The following is an 18635-nucleotide window of genomic DNA, read 5'->3' on the forward strand; positions in this document are numbered from 1 at the left end:
CGCAGGCGCTGGCCGCCATCCACACACGTGCCGCACTCAAGCGGCTTCGGACACCTTTACGTCGCGACGGGCGCGCACGGCCGCGGCCAGTCGCTCCAGCACCGTCACGGTGGTGTCCCAGTCGATGCAGCCATCGGTGATGCTCTGGCCGTAGACCAGCGGCTGGCCTTCCACCAGTTCCTGGCGGCCCCCGACCAGATGGCTCTCGATCATCACGCCCACGATGCGCTGTTCGCCGTCTTCCAGCTGAACAGCAATGTCCTCGATCACCTTCGGCTGGTTCTCCGGGTTCTTCAGGCTGTTGGCATGGCTGGCATCGATCATCAGGCGCGCCGGCAGCTTGGCCTTGGCCAGCGCCTGGCAGGCGTCGGCAACACTGGCTGCGTCGTAGTTCGGCTGCTTGCCCCCACGCAGGATCACATGGCAATCAGGGTTGCCGGTGGTCGACACGATGGCAGTGCCGCCCTGCTTGGTGACCGACAGGAAGTGATGCGGATTGGAAGCCGCACCCACCGCGTCGGCGGCGATCTTCACGTTGCCATCGGTGCCGTTCTTGAAGCCGACCGGGCACGACAGTCCCGAGGCCAGCTCACGGTGCACCTGGCTTTCGGTGGTACGCGCACCGATCGCGCCCCACGCCACCAGATCGGCGATGTACTGCGGTGAGATCACGTCGAGGAATTCAACACCCGCCGGCAGGCCAAGCTTGTTGATGTCGCGCAGCAGGCCACGGGCGATGCGCAGGCCCTTGTCGATCCTGAAGCTGCCATCCAGGTCCGGGTCATTGATCAGGCCCTTCCAGCCCACCGTGGTGCGTGGCTTCTCGAAGTACACGCGCATGACGATTTCCAGCTCGCCTGCCAGCGCGTCGCGCAGTGGCTTCAGGCGCTGGGCGTACTCGATGGCGGCCTTCGGATCGTGGATCGAGCACGGGCCCACCACCACCGCCAGGCGGTCGTCACGGCCGTGCAGGATCTGGTGCAGCGCCGCGCGCGAGGCGCTGACGGTGTCGGAAGCTTCATCGTCACAGGGCAGCATCGCCAGCAGCTGGGCAGGCGGTGTCAGCGGTTCGATGGTGCGGATACGCAGGTCGTCGGTGTGCGGGGGCATTGCAGGAGATCTCCGGAACGTTGGGGGTCCCCAGCGTGGCGGCATGAAAAAAGCCGCCAGGTTCGCTGGCGGCTTTCGGGAATGCGTCTGAAGCTTTCTTCAGGGTGAGCGCAGTCCTTCCTCCGCCAGTGGCTTCGGAAAGTAATACCAGTAAAAGCGGGTAGCGGCTGCGTTCATGGGATCTATTGATAGCACAGCTTTTGCGCAGTGCAAAATGTTTCATCCGCAACTGGGGGCGCGGTTCAGTGATGCGCCTGACTGCGCAGCGCACGCGGTGGCCGCTGTGCAACGTCGCTCATCTGCCATGCACTTCCACGTCCAGCAGCAGGCCTTCGTGGATGTCGGCCCAGCGCTCCAGCACGCGGTCCAGCTCCTGCCGGGCCTCGTCCAGCTGCTCGGGGTTGAGCAGGGAGCGTGCGGTGTAGAGGTCGGAGACCAATCGACGCAGGGCCGATTCCGGGATGGCCACCGACGGGTTCTCCTGCCCCGGCAACTGCAATGCCGGGCACTCGCCAAGCGGACCGAACAGCGTGACCTCGAGCTTGCTCTGCATGATCAACGTCCCTGCGGATGGACATGGGCAACGCACTGTTTACCGTGTATCGGTGACAGGCGCATGTGCCGCCCATGGCGGGGATCGCAGGCCGCCGCCGTACCACTAGAGCGCGGCCAGGTCGGCCAGATGCTGGCCCATGCTGTCCACCTCACCGATGGCATGGGTGGTGGTGAAGTAATCATGCCAGCCGGTGGCGGCGATCCCGGCCACCAGCGTGTCGGCCGCTTCGCGGCTGGCGCAGTGCCAGACCGCATAGAACTGCTCGCCGCTGCCACGCGGCACGTCCGTAGCGATGCGGCCCATGGCCACCGGCCTGATGCATTCCGGGTCGAAACGCTGCATGCCCTCACCGATGCGGGCGAAGAAGGCGGTGCGTTGTCCGGGCGAGAGCGCCGTCCAGGCGGGGGTGGCGGTGTAGAGCTCGATGAAGGTGTGGGGCATTGCGGTTCTTCCTTGAGGTTCATGGGATTGCCGGCCAGCGGCCGCCATTACCGCAGTGATCGCATGGCGCGTTTGCGGATGTAGGCGTTGGCATCGCTGTGGTGCTCGCGTTGCCAACGTGCGCACAGCCCACGCAGCCATTGCGGCTGCGTCTTGCCGGCATCGTTGAGCCAATTGCCGACGGAGTCCTGCACATAGCGCTCGGGGTCGTCGGCCAACGCGTCCAGCAACGGCACTGCGTGTTGGGGCTGCTGCTTGAACAGCGCGATATGCGTAGCCCAGACGCCCCGGGGACGCAGCGCCTCGCAGGCGAAACGGCGCAGGTACGGCGATACTTCCTGCGTCCACGGTTGCAGGTACCCAAGCGCCTGCAGCGGTGCAGCAACGATGTCCGCGCGCAGTGCCAGCCAGGCCCATTCGCGCACGCCGAAGTGCGGGTCATCGGCCAGCGTTCGTATCGCCTGCAGCTTCCCTGCCAGGGGCGTGCCGGCGTCACTGCCGATCAGGTAGCAGGCCCAGCCGCGCACGGTGTCGGACGCATGGTCCTGCCATTGCACGGGATCGCCCTGCCCCGCCTCACGCAGCAGTTGCGCAGCCAAGGCCATGCGCAGTGTGATGCCCTTGCCTGAAGCATCCTGCATGCGTTGCAGCGCTTCCGGTGCAAGCGCAGGCGCTACCACCTGCAGCAGCGCGGCGAAATCCACTGCCAGGCATTCGGCCAGATGGGTGGCGGCGACGCGGCCGGTGTTGAGTGCTTGCCGACGTTCCGCCGGAATGGACGTACTCATGCTGCGGATTCCCGCCCGGCATCCGTGTGCTGCCAGATCTTGTGCAGCAGCTGCGACAGCTGCTGCTGTTCATCAGCATCCAGGCCGTTGAACAGCCCACCGATCCACTGCGTGTGCTGGTCGAACAAGGTCTCGGCCAAGCGTATTCCCGGTGCGGTCAATACGATCTGCAGGCGACGGCCATCTTCGGCATCGCTGCGACGCTGCAGCAGTCCTTCACGCTGCAGGCCATCGAGCAGGCCACTGATGGTGGCGCGGGTCACGCCTGCGCGCTCGGCCAGCACGTGGGGCGGCAACGTGCCGCCGGCCCCATGCAGCAGGAACAGCACGATGAAGCGACCCTCGCTGAGCCCGTGCGGTGCCAGCCGGGTAGCGCAGTCGCGATCGATCGACGAGGACAACGAGAGCAGCTGGAAGCACAGGCGCAGCTGCGCGGTGCTGGCATGGCCGCGTCGCTGTGCTTCATCCATCAGGGCATGGTGCTTGGCTTCGATCATCTCACGCACGCGATATTGTTAGGCGCCTAATCATACGGCCAAATAGCCGCAGCCTGTAAACCACAGCCGATATCAGGGGAGCCTTCCCAGCAGCACGCGCGCGATCAGTCCACCTCCCTCCCGGTGCAGAAGCTGCAGTTCGCCCGCATGCCGCCGCGCCACATTGGCGGCGACCGCCAAGCCCAGCCCGGTCCCACCCGTGGCGCGGCTGCGCGAGCTCTCGCTGCGCTGGAAGGGCTGCAGCAGGCGTACTCGGTCGCCCTCGGCGATACCTGGGCCGCGATCCATCACCTCCAGCTGGACCCCTCGCTCAACCACGGCAACCCGCAGCTCCACCGCCCCGGCATAGCGATCGGCGTTGTCGATAAGGTTGTCGAACGCACGCCGAAGCAGCAGCGCGTCGCCGTGCCAGGGCAGACTGTCCGGCCCCTGGATGGAGATCTCTACACCGCGCAGCAACGCTGCCTGCACGCACTCCTCCAGCAGCGCGGCCAGATCCAGCGGGCGCATCTGCAACGGCTGCAGTTCACCGCGTGCGTAGTCGAGCACCTGCTCGATCATCGTGTCCATGCGCTCGATGTCCGCCACCATCCGGGCCGCCTGTGGTGTGGGCGCGAACTCGGCGCGCAGGCGCAGGCCGGTCAATGGTGTGCGCAGGTCATGCGCCACTGCAGCCAGCATATGGGTCATGTCCTGTGCCTGCGCACGCAGGCGCTCTCGACCGGTGCCGATCGCGGCGGCCAGCATCTGTACCTCGCGAGGGCCATCATCCGGCAGGGGCGTTTCGGCCTGCAGGTCCACACGTGCACTGGCATCGGCCAAGCGTCGTAATGGGCGCCCCAGCCGGATCGATGCCCACGCCGCCAGCGGCGCCAACAACACGGCACCGCCCAGCAGCGCCAGTATCACCTGTCGCCGCCAAGCTGCCAGATCACTGTGATCGCTGCCGACCACCTGCCATCGGCCATCGGCCTGGCGCACGCCCAGTTCAAATGGTGGCCATTGCATCGCGGTCAGCACGGCAGCCTGCGCCTTCAGTACCCCGGCCCGCGCCGTGGCGTCGAGCAGGGCGCCGCTTTCGATGACCTGCACATCAGGCGCCTTGCCCTGTCCGCTCCATACCAGCCGAACATCCTCCACCGGCAAACCCATCTGCAGCGCCGCCAACTGGGTGAGCCAGTCACTGGCACTGCCCTGTGGTGGCGCATCCTGCGTCGCCAGATGCAGGCCCAGTGGTGCCGCGGCCTGTTCCCCTCGCAGCACCTGCACGGCCTGGTCCAACTGCATCGGTGGCGGCGCGGGCCGAGGCATCCAGCCAACCACGGCCACGCTGACCAGTGTCGCCAGCAGCAGGCTGGCCAGGGCCAGCATCGTGATCCAACGCGCGGTCGGCCACCGGCTGCTCACAGCAGCTGTACCTCGGCGTCGAAGCGATAGCCTTCGCCACGCGATGTCTGCACCAGCGATTCCGCACCGGGTGAAGCCTGCCCGAGCTTGCGGCGCAGGCGGCTGATCGCCAGGTCGACCGCGCGGTCGACGCTGTCACTGGGCTCGCCACGGCTCAGCTGCAGCAGCTGCTCGCGCCCCAGCACCCGCCCGGGGCGTTCGGCCAGCGCCAGCAACAAGCTGAATTCACCACGGCTGAGCACCAGCTCGTTGCCATCCGGGGCCAGCAGGCGACGTTGTTCCGGCAGCAACCGCCAACCAGAAAAGCGCAGTTCACTGGCGACCTGCGCGCGCAGCTTGTCCTGCCGGCGCAGCAGCGCACGTACCCGCGCCAGCAGCTCGCGCGGATCGAACGGTTTGGCCAGATAGTCGTCCGCGCCCATCTCCAGTCCGATCACCCTGTCCGGTGCGCTGCCCAGCGCCGACAGCATCAGGATCGGGATGGCCCGCGCCTGCAACCGGCGGCATACCGACAGGCCATCCTCACCGGGCATCATCCAGTCGAGCACGATCAGGTCCGGACGTTCGACCTGCAGCAGCACATCCAGCGCCGCTGCGTCGGCAGCCACTCGCACCTGGTAGCCGTGCAGCAGCAGGCAATCGGCGATGGCATCACGGATGCTGGCGTCGTCATCGACAACGATGACACGGGCGGGAGTCGTCATGCGGGCAGTATCAGGCAGGTCTGTATCAGGACGGTATCAACGCCGATATTCCCGCGATACGCCGCTGCGCGCCAATGGTCACCCATGATCACTGCGGAGACTTCCCTTGCGCCTCATCCCATTCTTCCTGCTTGCTGCCCCGCTGCCTGCGCTGGCGTCCGATCCCCCCGAACACATCCTGCCGATGTGGATGCAGGGCGGTCATCCGGCCGTGGCCGTGTCGCTGGACGGGCGTGCCGAACCGCTGCGCTTCGTGGTCGACAGCGCGGCAGGCGCCACTCTGGTCGATGACCGCGTCGTGCGACGCTATGGTCTGGAGGATGCGGATGCAGAGGTATCACAGGCCCAAGGGGCCAGTGCAGCGTCCGCGCGGCTGCAGCGCATACGCAGCACGTCCTGGCAGCTGGGCAGTTGGCAGCTGCAGGCCCAAGCCATGAAGGTCGATCTGTCGTCGTTGCCGAAGGAGGATGATCCGGCCATTGACGGCTTGATCGGCAACGATCTGACCGGACGCTGGGACACCCGTTGGGATTTCGGCCCCAATCAACTGGCGCTGTGGACACCCGGTGGATTGAACCTGGAAGGACCGGGTTGCCAGCCCAATGCGCTGCCCGGCCGCACTGACGGCCTGCGCCAGTTCGGCTTCATCACGCTTGCACTGGGCGCGCCTGCGGTGGACGCCATCGCCGTGGTCGACACCGGTGCCGCGCAGACCGTCCTCAACGCCGAAGCAGCCCGCGCACTGGGGCTGCGCACCGACGGCAGCGACGCGCGGGTGCGGGTGCGTGAAAAGGGCACCGAAGGCCTGGGCGGCGGAAAGCAGGCAACCTGGCTGTACACCCTGCCCGGCATGACCGGCGGCGGCTGGCAGCACCCGTCGATGGAGGTCCGCATCAGCGAACTGCCAGTGTTCAAGGCGATCGGCCTGGAGGGTCGGCCGGCGCTGATCCTTGGTGCGGATGCAATGCGCGGCGGCCAGGTGGACATCGGTGCCGGCGCGGCCCGGATCTGCCTGCGCCGGCCAGCCAGTTGACATCTGGCAATGACGCCAGCGGCAGCTTGGCGTAGCATCGCCGTGCGCCCCACCAGGAGTTCCACGCATGTGCCGTGCCACCCTGATGTTGCTGACGCTGCTCCCGCTGGCGGTACTGGCCGCGCCGCCACCCGTGCCCTCGCCCACTCGCATCGATGCCGAAGCACAGCGGCTGATGCAGGCGGCCCACGCGCGCGGCATGGCGCTGGCGGTGATCGATGGCGGCAAGGTGGTGCATGTGGCCGCCTACGGTGAACGCAACGCCGCAGGCGAGCCGCTGCGCACCGACACCGTGATGTACGCTGCGTCACTGACCAAGATGGCTTTCGGCCATCTGGTCGCACAGCTGGCGCAGGACGCGCGGATCGATCTGGATGCCAGCATCGCTACCGCCCTGGACAAACCGCTGCCGGACTATCCACCGGAACCGAAGAAGTACGCCGACTACAGTGTGCTGGCCGGAGATGCCCGCTGGCGCCAGCTCACCCCACGCCTGCTGCTCAACCATTCCAGTGGCTTTGCCAACTTCGGCTTTCTGGAGCCCGATGGGCGCCTGAAGTTCCACTTCGATCCGGGTAGTCGATATGGGTATTCCGGAGAAGGACTGATCCTGTTGCAGTTCGTGATCGAACGCGGGCGGCTGGGCGAGGATGTGGGTGCGTTGATGCAGCAGCGCGTGTTCGATCGCTTCGGCATGGCGCGCACCAGCATGCTGTGGCGCGCGGATTTCGCCGGCAACCTGGCCGATGGCTGGACCGCCGAAGGCAATACAGAGCCGCATGATGAACGCAGCCGCGTGCGTGCGGCTGGTTCGATGGATACCACCATCGCCGATATGGCCCGTTTCGCCGCTGGCTACGTGCGCGGCGATGGATTGTCAGCGGCGATGCGCAGGGAGCTGGTGCGGCCGCAGCTGCAGATCACCACCGCCAGCCAGTTCCCCACCCTGCAGCCGGAGCTGCCGAAGGCGCAGCAGCGCAAGGACCTGGCGGCTGGCCTGGGCGTGGTGACGTTTCTCGGCCCGCAGGGCGCAGGCTTCTACAAGGGCGGCCACGACGATGCGGTGGGCAATACGCTGGTATGCATGGAGCAGCACCAGCGCTGCGTGGTGATCCTGGGCAACGATGTGCGGGCAGAGGCGGCCTTCCCGGCCTTGGTGGCGTTCGTGCTGGGCGACACCGGCGTGCCGTGGCAGTGGGAGTACGGCGCGGCGAAGGCGTTTGTCAGATGATCGAAGCGTTACCGTTGCACACAGGTCCCGCAGTCGTGCAGCATGCAGACACGGACGCAATGCAGGAGACAGGATGAAGCGCCCAGAGATCGATGCCATTGCCGAAGCGGTGTTGCAGCCGGGTGCACGACGTCTGTGCATCGCTGCACGCCATCGCCAGGCGGCACATCGGCAGCGACGTCAGCGGGTGGGAGCCGGCGCCAGTCTGATCGGCATGGCGGCGGGCCTGCTGCTTGCGCCGATCACGGAGCTGCCGTGGGTACAAGGCATGATCGCGGGAGGTGCGCTGGCCCTGCTGGCGGCCCACCTGTGGCTGCAGCGGCGCGAGGACCGCGCGTAGATTCCCGCCTGGGAGCGGCATCCACGCATGGCGTGGATCTACTTTGATTCCGACCGGCCACAAAAAAACCCCGCCTTCCGGCGGGGTTTTTCATTGCGGGGTGACAGCGGGGACTTAGAAGTCCATGCCGCCCATGCCACCCATGCCGCCCATGCCACCGGCGCCACCCATGGCCGGCTCGTCCTTCTTCGGAGCTTCGGCAACCATGGCTTCGGTGGTGATCATCAGGCCGGCGATCGAGGCCGCGTTCTGCAGCGCCGAACGGGTCACCTTGGTCGGGTCCAGGATGCCGAACTGCAGCATGTCGCCGAACTCGCCGGTGGCCGCGTTGTAGCCGAAGCTGCCGGTGCCTTCCTTGACCTTGTTGATGATGACCGACGGCTCGTCACCGGCGTTGGCAACGATCTCGCGCAGCGGGGCTTCCATCGCACGCAGGGCAATCTGGATGCCGTGGTTCTGGTCTTCGTTGGCGCCCTTCAGACCGGCCAGCGCGGTGATCGCGCGGACCAGGGCAACACCGCCGCCCGGGACCACGCCTTCTTCAACGGCTGCACGGGTGGCGTGCAGGGCGTCGTCGACGCGGTCCTTCTTTTCCTTCATCTCGATTTCGGTCGAGGCGCCGACCTTGATCACGGCAACACCGCCGGCCAGCTTGGCCACGCGTTCCTGCAGCTTCTCGCGGTCGTAATCGGAGGAGGTGTCCTGGATCTGGGTCTTGATCTGCGCCACGCGTGCATCAACGTTGGCCTTGTCGCCGACGCCGTCGATGATGGTGGTGTTCTCCTTGGAGACCTGCACCTTCTTGGCGCGGCCCAGGTCCTTGATGGTGGCCTTTTCCAGCGACAGGCCGACTTCTTCGGAGATCACGGTGCCGCCGGTCAGCACGGCCATGTCTTCCAGCATCGCCTTGCGACGGTCGCCGAAGCCCGGGGCCTTGACGGCCACGACCTTGACGATGCCACGGATGGTGTTGACCACCAGGGTCGCCAGCGCTTCGCCTTCGACTTCCTCGGCCACGATCAGCAGCGGCTTGCCGGCCTTGGCGACGCCTTCCAGCACCGGCAGCAGGTCGCGGACGTTGGAGATCTTCTTGTCGTGCAGCAGGATGAACGGGTCATCCAGGTCAGCGGTCTGCGACTGCTGGTTGTTGATGAAGTACGGCGACAGGTAGCCGCGGTCGAACTGCATGCCCTTGACCACGTCCAGCTCGTTGTCCAGGCCCGAGCCTTCTTCAACGGTGATGACGCCTTCCTTGCCGACTTCCTTCATCGCGTCAGCGATGATCTGGCCGATCGACTCGTCCGAGTTGGCCGAGATGGTACCGACCTGGGCAATCGCCTTGTCGTCGGCGGTCGGCTTGGAGATGTTCTTCAGCTCGGCGACGGCGGCCGACACGGCCTTGTCGATACCGCGCTTGAGGTCCATCGGGTTCATGCCGGCGGCCACGGCCTTGGCGCCTTCGCGGATCAGGGCCTGGGCCAGCACGGTGGCGGTGGTGGTGCCGTCGCCGGCATCGTCGTTGGTGCGCGAAGCAACTTCCTTCACCATCTGCGCGCCCATGTTCTCGAACTTGTCAGCCAGTTCGATTTCCTTGGCGACGGAGACGCCGTCCTTGGTGATGGTCGGGGCGCCGAAGCTCTTTTCCAGCACGACGTTGCGGCCCTTCGGGCCCAGGGTGGCCTTGACGGCATTGGCGAGAACGTTGACGCCGCGCACCATGCGCGAACGGGCATCTTCACCGAAACGGATATCCTTGGCAGCCATGTGCAGTTACCTCATCTGGTAGCGCCGGGCCATGCCCGGCGGCTGGGTGTTGGAATCAGGGGATGGAACAGGTCGCGCCGGGGCTCAGCCGATGACGGCGAGCACGTCGTCTTCGCGCAGGACCTTGTACTCGACGCCTTCGCTCTTGTACGAGCTGCCGGCGTACTGGCCGTAGATGACCTTGTCGCCGACCTTCAGCGACGGCGCGCGCACGTTGCCGTTGTCCAGCGGCTTGCCCGGGCCGACGGCCACGACCTCACCCTTGGTGGACTTTTCCTTGGCCGAGTCGGGGATGACGATGCCACCGGCGGAGATTTCGTCGGCTTCGATCGGCTTGACCACAACGCGGTCGTGCAGCGGCTTGATGCTCATAGGAGACCTCTTAAGTGATTGATTGGTCTAAAAAAGTCCGGCGATGTTAGCACTCGCCCCAGGCGAGTGCCAGAACCGCACGTGAAGAAACCCGACAACGTCGGGAGCAGGGCAGAGATGGAGCCCCGCCGCCCCCTTTCAAGGGCGGAATGAAAAAAATTTTTCCACCCGCGCGCCTCGGCCAGGGCGTCGGTCCAGATCAATTTCGGTGACAAGCGTCGCACTGTCAGACATCTGACGTTCATTTACGACAAAGTGTCACTGGATCGGCCTTAGGCTCGGTCCGGCATTCCCAATCACAAGGAGGAGTCGATGCGATTGCTGTCCCCGCTTGCCGCTGCCTGCCTGCTGGCGCTGGCCGCTGCGCCGGCCCAGGCCGAGGTCTTCATCAACGAACTGCACTACGACGACAGCACCGCCGCCGGTGACGTCGGCGAAGCGATCGAGGTCGTAGCCACTGCCGGTGAGGACCTGTCCGGCTACCGCCTGTACCTCTACAACGGCAGCAATCCGTCCGCCGCCACCGTCTATGCCAACAACCCGGTCCCGGCCGGCACCGCCGCCGGCTGCGGCAGCGCCACCATCGCCGTGGTCAGTTACCCGACCAACGGGATCCAGAACGGCCCGACCGACGGCATCGCCCTGGTCGATGCCAGTGGCAAAGTGGTCCAGTTCCTCAGCTATGAGGGCCCCATCACCGCCTCCGGTGGCCCTGCCGCCGGCATGACCAGCCAGAACATCCCGGTAGCCGAGACCAACAGCACCGCGCCGGGCACCTCGTTGCAGCTGACCGGCAGCGGCAGCCAGTACACCCACTTCACCTGGGCCGAATCGGCCGGCCAGACCTTCGGCAGCTGCAACAACGGCCAGACTTTCAGCGGCGGTGGCACGCCAGGCCCGAACACGCCGCCGTCGGTGTCCACCACCACCCCGGCGCAGGGCAGCAGCACCTTCCCGGCTGCGGCCGATCTGGAAGTGGTGTTCAGCGAAACCGTGAACCTGGCCAGCGGCGCGTTCGCGCTGAGCTGCGGCACCTCCGGCAGCGTGCCGCTGACCTTCCCGGCCAGCGGCCGCAGCGTGAAGCTGTCCACCAACACCGCGCTGGTGGCCGGTGAAGCCTGCCGCTTCGACATCCGCGCCGCGCGCATCACCGACCTGCTGGGCGCGCACCCGGCCGCCGACAGCCGCATCGCCTTCACCGTGGCCAGCACCGGCGGCAATCCGGACCCGGGCAACCCGGGCGTGCCGGCCGGCTACTACTCCAGGGTCAACACCAGCAGCCCCAGCCAGCTGCGCTGCTCGCTGCACGCCACCATCAAGGGCCATACCGCCTACCCGTACAGCGGCTCGGGCACCAATACCTGGACCATCCTGGAAATCGCCGACGAGGATCCGAACAACCCGAACCGCATCCTCGATGCCTACCGCAACCGCAGCTACGCCAAGGTCAGTGATCGTGCGGGCACCGGCAGCGGCCTGACCTACAACCGCGAGCACACCTGGCCGAACTCGCTGGGCTTTGCCAGCACCACCGGCGACAAGGGCCTGCCCTACGCGCCGTACACCGATACCCACATGCTGTACCTGACCGACGCGCAGTGGAACGCCGACCGCGGCAACAAGCCGTTCGGCAAGTGCGATGCCAGCTGCGGTGAGCGTGCCACCGAAGCCAACAATGGGCAGGGCGGCGGCAGTGGTGGCTATCCGGGCAACTCCAACTGGGTGCGCACGCCGGACGGCAACACCGGCACGTTCGAGGTGTGGGGCAAGCGCAAGGGCGACATGGCGCGCGCGGTGATGTACATGGCGATCCGCTATGAGGGTGGCAAGGATGCGGCCACCGGTCAGTCCGAGCCGGACCTGGAGCTGACCGACGACCGCAGCAGGATCGTCAAGACCAGCAGTTCGCCGGCCTACATGGGCCTGCTATCGACGCTGATCGACTGGCACCTGTCCGATCCGCCGGATGATGCCGAGCGTGCCCGCAATGACGTGGTCTACAGCTTCCAGGGCAATCGCAACCCGTTCATCGACCACCCCGAGTGGGCCACCCCGGCCCTGTTCACCTCGGCCAAGCCAGCCACCTGCCAGCTGGCCAACTGACCGCGCAACGCTGCGGTCCACTGCCGCCGCCGGGCCCTGACCCGGCGGCGGCCCTATACTCGACGGTCATGTCGACCGTCGATCCCGTCCTGCTGCTGTTGACCACCTGCCCGGACCGGGCCAGTGCCGAGCGCATCGCGCACGCGCTGGTAGGCGAGCGCTTGGCGGCGTGCGTGACCCGCCTCGACGGCGCACAGTCGACCTACCGCTGGCAGGGCGAGGTGACCACCGACGCGGAGCTGCAGCTGCTGGTGAAAACCACCTCGAGCCGCGTCGATGACGCAATCGCCCGGATCGTCGAACTGCATCCGTATGAACTCCCGGAGTGCATCGCGGTCGAAACCCGGGCCGGCCTGCCGGCGTATCTGGATTGGATCCGGGCACAGACCCGGGAGGACACTGATTGAAGACTCTGTTTGCGCGTGGCGCCGCCTTGTGCGCCCTGTTGTGCCTTTCGCTGCCCGCCTTCGCCCTGGATGAGAAAGACCTGCTGCCGGTGGACCAGGCGTTCGCATTGACCGCCACTGCCCCCGAACGTGGCCAGGTGCAGCTGCAGTTCAAGATCGCGCCAGGCTATTACCTGTATCGCCACCGCACCAGCGTCAAAGCCGACCCGGCCTTCAATGCCGGCGCGCTGCAGATGCCCAAGGGCGACAAGCACCACGACGATTTCTTCGGCGAGGTCGAGACCTATCGCGAGCGCCTGCTGGCCACCCTGCCCGGCACGCCGACCGACGCTGCCGGCACCATCAGCCTGGAAGTGCGTTATCAGGGCTGCGCCGATGCCGGTGTCTGCTACCCGCCGCAGAAGCGCGTGGTGCAGGTCACCCTGCCGGGCGCCGGTGCGGCGGCGGCGGTGCCTGCCGCGCGTGCCGGTGCGGCCAGCCCGTTCAACAACCCGCTGGCCGGTGCCGGCAACAGCGGTGGCCTGCGCCTGCCGGGCGCGGCCAACAACAGCCAGGCGCTGCCGCTGCCGTCGGAACAGGCGTTCGGCTTCGATGCCATCGCCAGCGACGGCAACACCCTGCTGCTGCGCTTCAGCCCGGCACCCGGCTACTACCTGTACCGCGACCGCACTTCGCTGAAGCTGGAAGGCAGCGCCGGCGTGCTCGCCGACAAGCCGCGCTGGCCGGCCGCGCAGTCGCATCGCGACGAGCACTTCGGCGATGTCTCGGTGTACTTCAACCAGGTGGAAGTGCCGCTGCCGCTGCGCCGCACCGTTACTGATGCGGTCGACAGCACCCTGGTGGTGACTTTCCAGGGCTGCCAGACCGATGGTATCTGCTACCCGCCGATGACCCGCCGGGTGAAGCTGTCGATTCCGGCCGGCAAGGTCAGCGCCAGCGCCGACCAGGCGCCAGCGCGCAATGACGTGATCAACCCGCTGCCTGCTGCCAACGGTGCACCGCGCGAAGCCGCCAACGGCGCCCCGCTGCGCCTGCTGCCAACCGTGCCCAACACGGATGTAGCGGCACCGGCCGCCGCAGGTGGCGCCACCGCCAGCAGTGAATTCGCCACCGATGCACAGGGCGACAATGCGCTGCGCACGCGTCCGCCGGTGACGACGCCGAATCCTGATCGTTCGTTCGTCTGGGTCCTGCTGCTGGCGCTGGCCGGTGGCCTGGTACTGAACCTGATGCCCTGCGTGCTGCCGATCCTCTCGCTGAAGGTGCTGAGCCTGGCGCAGAGCGGCGAAAGCGCGCAGCGCGCGCGCAGCCACGCGCTCTGGTACACGCTGGGCGTGCTGGTCGCGTTCGCCGTGATCGGCGCGTTGATGGTCGGCCTGCGCGCGATCGGCAATGCCGTCGGCATCGGCTTCCAGCTGCAGCACCCGGGTGTGGTGGCGGCGCTGGCCTACATCATGTTCGCGGTAGGCCTGAGCCTGTCCGGCGTGTTCACCCTGGGCGGCGGCATCGGCAATCTGGGCCAGTCGCTGGCCAGCCGCAGCGGCCCGGCCGGTGACTTCTTCACCGGTGCGCTGGCCTGCGTGGTCGGCAGTGCCTGCGTCGGCCCGTTCATGGGTGGCGCGATCGCCTACGCGTTCATTGCCCCGCCGCTGAAGGCGATGACCGTGTTCCTGTTCCTCGGCCTGGGCCTGGCGCTGCCGTTCCTGCTGATCGGCTTCGTGCCGGCGCTCGCACGCCGCCTGCCCAAGCCGGGCCCGTGGATGGAAACGCTCAAGCACGTGCTGGCCTTCCCGATGTATGCCACCGCGCTGTGGCTCCTGTGGGTGCTGGGCAAGCAGCGTGGCGTGGATGGCATGGCGCTGGTGCTGGGTGGCCTGCTGCTGCTGGCGTTCGGCCTGTGGCTGTTCGAGCGCAACCGCTGGACCGGCTCGCGTGCGGTGACACTGCTGGGCGTACTGCTGGCGATCGGCGCGCTGGTGCCGGCCTGGGGTGTGACCCAGCTCGCACCGCCGGCGCGGGCCGCACAGGCCGCCAGCGACAACGTGGTCGAGTATTCACCGCAGTTGCTGGACCGCCTGCGCGCCGACAACCGGGTGGTGTTCGTCAACATGACCGCCGACTGGTGCGTAAGCTGCAAGGCCAACGAGCGCGCCGTGCTGTCGCGGCCGGAATTCAAGGAACTGCTCAAGCGCACCAACGCGGTGTACATGCGCGGCGACTACACCAATGTCGACCCCCAGATCACCACGTTCCTGGAAGAGCACAAGGCCGTCGGCGTGCCATTGTACGTGGTGTACGGCCCCGGCGCGCCGCCGACCGTGCTGCCGACCCTGCTGACCCAGGCGGTGGTGGAGGAAGCGCTGCTGCGCACCGCACGATGAAGTGGCAACGGCCAGCGCTGCTGTGGACAGCGGTGCTGGCCGCCGGCCTTGGCTTGTGGGCCGGCCATCGATTGACACCGGCGCCGGTGGCGCCTGAGGCCGTGCCGGGAGCGCCTGCTGTGGCGGCTGCCGCACCCACCCTGCAGGTCGGCGACAGCCTGCCCGCACTGTCGCTGCCGGATCTTGAAGGCCGGCCGCTGGACCTGCGCCAGCACGCTGGCGGTCGCCCGCTGTTGATCAATGTCTGGGCCAGCTGGTGCGCGCCCTGCGTTGAAGAAATGCCCGAACTGGCGCGTTTCGCACATGTCCAGGGCGAGCACGGTGTGCAGGTGCTGGGACTGGCGCTGGATACGCCGGAGGACGTGCGCCGTTTCCTGCAGCGGGTACCGGTGGATTACCCGATCGTGATCGAGACCCCGGGGCCGCGCGATGCCAGCGTGCAGCTGGGCAATACACAGGGCCTGCTGCCCTACAGCGTGCTGTTCGATGCACAGGGGCGGCTGGTGAAGGCGAAGCTGGGACCGTTCGCCCACGGCGAGATCGACAGCTGGGTGAAGTGAGGGTGTTTTTTTGCAGGGCTTGCAGCCCTGCACCCTGCTCAATGCAACGGCAACGGCCAGAGCCAAAGCCAAAGCGGGCTTTCCGTGGGTTGGCGGGGTGGGTCCGGTTGAGGGGGCGTGAGCCGCATGGATGCGGCGACCGAGCTTACATGGACGTACTTGCAGCGTCCCCCTCAACCGGACCCACCCCGCCAACCCACGGAAAGCCAGCTTTTGACGTTGACGTTGCTCCGGCTTGTAGCGGGTGCAGGGCTGCAAAGCCCTGCAACAAAACCCTCCTTGACCGTAGCCCGTCCGCCGCGGAGAATTCCGCGATTAATTCTCATTTGCTGTTGCGCAGGATGCGGGCGGCAGCCTTCGGGGCCCCCTCCTTCGATGTTCAAGAACGTCCTGTTCCAACTGCACTGGCTGCTGGGCATCACCGCCGGCGCCGTACTGGCCGTGATGGGCCTCAGCGGCGCCGTGCTGTCCTTCGAGGATGAGCTGCTGCGAGCGGCCAACCCCGGCTTCGCCGAGATCGCTGAACACCATGCTGATGGCCAGCTTCCGCTCGAACTCAGCGAACTGGCAACGCTGCTGCAGGCCGGCGGTGATCGCCCCCTGCAGCGCCTGCGCGTGGATGCCACCGGCCAGCGACCGTCGGTGGCGCGCTTTGCTGGCGGCAAGGAACACTGGGTGTACTTCGACCCCTACAGCGGTGAGCGCTTCAGCGCCCTGCGCGGGCAGGCCCTCTTTGACTTCGTCGAGGACCTGCATCGGCATCTTGCCGCCGGTGAGCGCGGCAAATGGATCACCGGCAGCTGCGCCATCGCCCTGGTGTTCTTCACCTTGTCCGGGCTCTACCTGCGCTGGCCACGACGCTGGTGGCACTGGCGCAGCTGGCTGGCAGTGGAGTGGAAGCGCAGTGGACGCGGCTTCCTGTGGAGCCTGCACTCCGTGGCCGGCACCTGGGTGCTGTTGATCTACCTGATGAGTGCGCTGACCGGCCTGTGGTGGTCCTTCGACTGGTACCGCAGCGCAGCCAACACCCTGCTGGGCGTCGCACCGGCCGCCAAACACAAGGTCGCCGCCGACGCCGCCCTGGACCTGGAGCGCATCGAAGCCACGCTGTATGCGCTGCCCGGCGTGCGCACCGGCTACATCGACCTGCGTCTGCCGGAGAAACCGGGGCAGGTACTGAATGTGCGCGTGATGGCCGGTGACCCGTCGCAGCGCGGTGGGCGGCATGACCGCGCGCACGATCTGCTGCAGCTGGATCCGGCCAGCGGGGCCATCCTCGATTCACGCCCCTACGCGCGCCAGGGCACCGGAGGACAGCTGGCCACCAGCGTGTTCGCATTGCACTCGGGCAGTTACTTCGGCATGCCCGGGCGGGTGGTGGTGATGCTCAGCAGCCTGGGCATGAGCCTGTTCTTCATCACTGGCTGGCTGCTGTACCTGGACCGGCGCCGCAGCCAGCGCGCTGCGCGCGGGCTGCGCAAGTCGCTACCAACAACACCTGCAGATGGCGATGGCACGCCGAGGCTGGTGGTGCATGCCAGCCAGAGCGGACTGGGCGAACAACTCGCATGGCGCGCTGCCGCGCAGCTGCAAGCATCCGGCCATGCAGTGCAGGTTCTGCCGCTGGCCCGCGTCGATGCCGCGCGGCTGGCACGCACCGCACAGGCATTGTTCGTGCTGAGCACCTTTGGTGATGGCGAACCTCCGGATGCGGCGCGGGGCGCTGCGCGACGGCTGCTGGCACAAGCGCCGGATCTGTCGGGCCTGCAGTTCGGCCTGCTCGCCCTGGGTGACCGCCAGTACCCGCATTACTGCGGCTTTGGCCGCCAATTCGATGGCTGGCTGCTGGGCAACGGGGCACGTGCGCTGTTCGAGCGCATCGATGTCGATGCCGCTGCGATACCGGCGCTGCGCCAGTGGCAGCAACATCTCGGCGCGCTGACCGGCATCGCCACCGATGACAGCGTGTTGCCGACCGCGACGCAGATGCACGAGTGGCGCCTGCTCGGCCGTGACCGCCTCAATCCAGGCAGCGTGGGCGGCGCCATCTGGCACATCCGTCTTGCGCCACCGGCCGATGTGCAGTGGCAGGCGGGCGACATCCTGCACATCGCGCCCCGCCACAACGCGCGGCACGCCGTTGCGGTGCTGAAGGCACATGGGCTGGATCCCCAGCAGCCGCTGCTGATTGACGGCCAGCCGCGCACGCTGTTGGCGCTGGCCAGCGAGCGCGAGCTGCCCGATGCCGATGCTGCGCTGGCGGTGCAGGATGCCTGCCTCTGGCTGGCAGGGCTGCCACTGCTGCCGGGGCGCGAGTACTCCATCGCATCCTGTACGGATGACGGTGCGGTCGAACTGGTGGTACGGCTGGTCCATGACGAAACCGGACGCACCGGCCTGGGTTCGGGCTGGCTGTCGCTGCATGCGCCTGTCGGTGCCAGCATCGTGGCCCGTGTGCACCGCAACCCCGGTTTCCATCGCGTTGGCGGTGCGCCAATGGTGCTGATCGGCAATGGCACCGGCATCGCGGGCCTGCGCAGCCTGCTGCGCGAAGCCGCGCATGCAGGTGAGCACGGGCACTGGCTGCTGTTCGGCGAACGCCAGCGCGCGCACGACTTCCTGTTCGCCGATGAGATCGAAGCGTGGCAGGGCGATGGCCATCTCGCGCGGGTGGACCTGGCGTTCTCGCGCGATGGTAAGGGCGGCTATGTGCAGGATCGCCTGCGTGCAGCAGCCGATGCCCTGCGCGACTGGATGCAGCGCGGTGCGGTCATCCACGTCTGCGGTTCGCTGCTGGGCATGGGCGAAGGTGTGGACCAGGTGCTGCGCGAAGCACTGGGTGATGAAGCAGTGGAAACGCTGCTGGAGACCGGGCGCTACCGTCGCGACGTGTATTGAACCACAAGGGTAGTACCGGCCGCCGGCCGGCATGATCAGGGCG

At 67.1% G+C, this 18635-nt stretch carries 17 protein-coding genes; 8 read left to right on the top strand and 9 right to left on the bottom strand.

What is annotated here, in order from left to right; genetic code table 11:
• Nucleotides 1–36: 36 nt before the first annotated feature.
• From O0J15_RS01525 to O0J15_RS01555, 7 genes are all read right to left on the bottom strand, one after another.
• Nucleotides 37–1110, bottom strand: a complete 1074-nt coding sequence (locus tag O0J15_RS01525; protein WP_134735070.1) for a 3-deoxy-7-phosphoheptulonate synthase — start codon at nt 1108–1110, stop codon at nt 37–39.
• A gap of 295 nt (nt 1111–1405) precedes the next feature.
• Nucleotides 1406–1663: a hypothetical protein gene (locus tag O0J15_RS01530; protein WP_111097643.1), complete on the bottom strand. Its 258-nt coding sequence runs from the start codon at nt 1661–1663 to the stop codon at nt 1406–1408.
• 105 nt (nt 1664–1768) lie between these two features.
• Nucleotides 1769–2107, bottom strand: a complete 339-nt coding sequence (locus O0J15_RS01535; RefSeq protein ID WP_171952579.1) for a DUF6616 family protein — start codon at nt 2105–2107, stop codon at nt 1769–1771.
• A 47-nt stretch (nt 2108–2154) separates the two neighbouring features.
• Nucleotides 2155–2895 carry a DNA alkylation repair protein gene (locus O0J15_RS01540; RefSeq protein WP_308304975.1) on the bottom strand — a complete coding sequence of 247 codons (741 nt, stop codon included), beginning with the start codon at nt 2893–2895 and terminating at the stop codon, nt 2155–2157.
• Entirely contained in the window at nt 2892–3392 is a 501-nt protein-coding gene (locus tag O0J15_RS01545) for a MarR family winged helix-turn-helix transcriptional regulator (protein WP_134730064.1), read from the bottom strand. The genes O0J15_RS01540 and O0J15_RS01545 overlap by 4 nt, the downstream gene beginning before the upstream one ends.
• 72 nt (nt 3393–3464) lie before the next feature.
• A complete protein-coding gene (locus O0J15_RS01550; RefSeq protein ID WP_134735073.1) occupies nt 3465–4763 on the bottom strand; it encodes a cell wall metabolism sensor histidine kinase WalK in 1299 nt (432 codons plus the stop codon).
• 32 nt (nt 4764–4795) lie between these two features.
• Nucleotides 4796–5503, bottom strand: coding sequence for a response regulator transcription factor (locus tag O0J15_RS01555; protein ID WP_134730068.1), 708 nt, complete (start codon nt 5501–5503; stop codon nt 4796–4798).
• A gap of 106 nt (nt 5504–5609) precedes the next feature.
• On the opposite strand from O0J15_RS01555, the gene O0J15_RS01560 reads away from it, so the two are divergent.
• The 3 genes from O0J15_RS01560 to O0J15_RS01570 all read left to right on the top strand — a co-directional run bounded on the left by O0J15_RS01560 (nt 5610) and on the right by O0J15_RS01570 (nt 8107).
• Nucleotides 5610–6536 carry a pepsin/retropepsin-like aspartic protease family protein gene (locus O0J15_RS01560; protein WP_134730070.1) on the top strand — a complete coding sequence of 309 codons (927 nt, stop codon included), beginning with the start codon at nt 5610–5612 and terminating at the stop codon, nt 6534–6536.
• Between the two features lie 67 nt (nt 6537–6603).
• A complete protein-coding gene (locus O0J15_RS01565; RefSeq protein ID WP_134730072.1) occupies nt 6604–7767 on the top strand; it encodes a serine hydrolase in 1164 nt (387 codons plus the stop codon).
• Between the two features lie 73 nt (nt 7768–7840).
• Complete coding sequence (locus O0J15_RS01570; RefSeq protein ID WP_134730074.1) at nt 7841–8107, top strand: hypothetical protein; 267 nt, start codon at nt 7841–7843, stop codon at nt 8105–8107.
• Between the two features lie 114 nt (nt 8108–8221).
• Here O0J15_RS01570 and groL read toward each other — a convergent pair whose 3' ends face one another.
• Nucleotides 8222–9871 carry a chaperonin GroEL gene (groL, locus tag O0J15_RS01575; RefSeq protein WP_005411226.1) on the bottom strand — a complete coding sequence of 550 codons (1650 nt, stop codon included), beginning with the start codon at nt 9869–9871 and terminating at the stop codon, nt 8222–8224.
• 84 nt (nt 9872–9955) lie between these two features.
• On the bottom strand, nt 9956–10243 hold the full coding sequence (locus O0J15_RS01580; RefSeq protein WP_005411227.1) for a co-chaperone GroES: 288 nt from the start codon (nt 10241–10243) through the stop codon (nt 9956–9958).
• 312 nt (nt 10244–10555) lie between these two features.
• Here O0J15_RS01580 and O0J15_RS01585 point away from each other — a divergent pair, with 312 nt between their 5' ends.
• The 5 genes from O0J15_RS01585 to O0J15_RS01605 all read left to right on the top strand — a co-directional run bounded on the left by O0J15_RS01585 (nt 10556) and on the right by O0J15_RS01605 (nt 18592).
• The gene (locus O0J15_RS01585; RefSeq protein ID WP_308304976.1) at nt 10556–12346 is read left to right on the top strand and encodes an endonuclease; all 1791 of its coding nucleotides are present in this window, start codon (nt 10556–10558) and stop codon (nt 12344–12346) included.
• Nucleotides 12347–12414: 68 nt separating this feature from the next.
• The gene (cutA, locus tag O0J15_RS01590; RefSeq protein WP_019660807.1) at nt 12415–12753 is read left to right on the top strand and encodes a divalent-cation tolerance protein CutA; all 339 of its coding nucleotides are present in this window, start codon (nt 12415–12417) and stop codon (nt 12751–12753) included.
• Entirely contained in the window at nt 12750–15134 is a 2385-nt protein-coding gene (locus O0J15_RS01595; RefSeq protein WP_308304977.1) for a protein-disulfide reductase DsbD, read from the top strand. Before cutA ends, O0J15_RS01595 begins: the two co-directional genes overlap by 4 nt.
• A complete protein-coding gene (locus tag O0J15_RS01600) occupies nt 15131–15694 on the top strand; it encodes a TlpA disulfide reductase family protein (protein WP_019660809.1) in 564 nt (187 codons plus the stop codon). Before O0J15_RS01595 ends, O0J15_RS01600 begins: the two co-directional genes overlap by 4 nt.
• A gap of 375 nt (nt 15695–16069) precedes the next feature.
• A complete protein-coding gene (locus O0J15_RS01605; protein ID WP_308304978.1) occupies nt 16070–18592 on the top strand; it encodes a sulfite reductase flavoprotein subunit alpha in 2523 nt (840 codons plus the stop codon).
• Nucleotides 18593–18635: the final 43 nt, after the last annotated feature.

The organism is Stenotrophomonas sp. Sm10 (assembly GCF_030985515.1).
GTDB classification, from domain to species: domain Bacteria; phylum Pseudomonadota; class Gammaproteobacteria; order Xanthomonadales; family Xanthomonadaceae; genus Stenotrophomonas; species Stenotrophomonas hibiscicola.

Excerpts from the sequence above, each read along its gene's own strand:
- O0J15_RS01525 (WP_134735070.1), bottom strand. The coding sequence starts at position 1,110 with ATGCCCCCGCACACCGACGACCTGCGTATCCGCACCATCGAACCGCTG.
- O0J15_RS01530 (WP_111097643.1), bottom strand. The coding sequence starts at position 1,663 with ATGCAGAGCAAGCTCGAGGTCACGCTGTTCGGTCCGCTTGGCGAGTGC.
- O0J15_RS01535 (WP_171952579.1), bottom strand. The coding sequence starts at position 2,107 with ATGCCCCACACCTTCATCGAGCTCTACACCGCCACCCCCGCCTGGACG.
- O0J15_RS01540 (WP_308304975.1), bottom strand. The coding sequence starts at position 2,895 with ATGAGTACGTCCATTCCGGCGGAACGTCGGCAAGCACTCAACACCGGC.
- O0J15_RS01545 (WP_134730064.1), bottom strand. The coding sequence starts at position 3,392 with ATGATCGAAGCCAAGCACCATGCCCTGATGGATGAAGCACAGCGACGC.
- O0J15_RS01550 (WP_134735073.1), bottom strand. The coding sequence starts at position 4,763 with ATGCTGGCCCTGGCCAGCCTGCTGCTGGCGACACTGGTCAGCGTGGCC.
- O0J15_RS01555 (WP_134730068.1), bottom strand. The coding sequence starts at position 5,503 with ATGACGACTCCCGCCCGTGTCATCGTTGTCGATGACGACGCCAGCATC.
- O0J15_RS01565 (WP_134730072.1), top strand. The coding sequence starts at position 6,604 with ATGTGCCGTGCCACCCTGATGTTGCTGACGCTGCTCCCGCTGGCGGTA.
- O0J15_RS01570 (WP_134730074.1), top strand. The coding sequence starts at position 7,841 with ATGAAGCGCCCAGAGATCGATGCCATTGCCGAAGCGGTGTTGCAGCCG.
- groL (WP_005411226.1), bottom strand. The coding sequence starts at position 9,871 with ATGGCTGCCAAGGATATCCGTTTCGGTGAAGATGCCCGTTCGCGCATG.
- O0J15_RS01580 (WP_005411227.1), bottom strand. The coding sequence starts at position 10,243 with ATGAGCATCAAGCCGCTGCACGACCGCGTTGTGGTCAAGCCGATCGAA.
- O0J15_RS01585 (WP_308304976.1), top strand. The coding sequence starts at position 10,556 with ATGCGATTGCTGTCCCCGCTTGCCGCTGCCTGCCTGCTGGCGCTGGCC.
- cutA (WP_019660807.1), top strand. The coding sequence starts at position 12,415 with ATGTCGACCGTCGATCCCGTCCTGCTGCTGTTGACCACCTGCCCGGAC.
- O0J15_RS01600 (WP_019660809.1), top strand. The coding sequence starts at position 15,131 with ATGAAGTGGCAACGGCCAGCGCTGCTGTGGACAGCGGTGCTGGCCGCC.
- O0J15_RS01605 (WP_308304978.1), top strand. The coding sequence starts at position 16,070 with ATGTTCAAGAACGTCCTGTTCCAACTGCACTGGCTGCTGGGCATCACC.